Genomic DNA, 336 nt, shown 5'->3' on the forward strand with positions numbered 1-336 from the left:
TAAAGCGTCAGGTATAGGGATAACATACTTCACTGCATCATACCACAGGATTGTATGCGTTTTCCCTGCATTTTTCTCAATCGAAATTGAGTTAAATAATCCAACACGTGTGGATTTGTCTAACCACATACTTTCCCCTTTAATTTTAAAAGAATTGACATCGGCCGATTTGTCAAATATCTGTATTTCAGATATTTTCATTTTTCGCACTTCTTCAATGTCGTACTCATATTCTACCAAAATCGGGTATCCATTCTTACTTTCAACTATCAGTAAACCGTTAGACTGCCCATCTAATAGCTGATTGTAATGCTCATCCGTTATTTCTACTGAACC

Annotated in this window: 1 pseudogene; it reads right to left on the minus strand. The window is 36.0% G+C overall.

Going from position 1 to position 336, the window contains the following annotated elements:
• A pseudogene (locus DXB58_RS27600) lies at positions 1-336 on the minus strand (hypothetical protein); the annotation flags it as partial.

The sequence above is a fragment of the Bacteroides sp. OM05-10AA genome, assembly GCF_003439055.1.
Classification (GTDB): domain Bacteria; phylum Bacteroidota; class Bacteroidia; order Bacteroidales; family Bacteroidaceae; genus Bacteroides; species Bacteroides intestinigallinarum.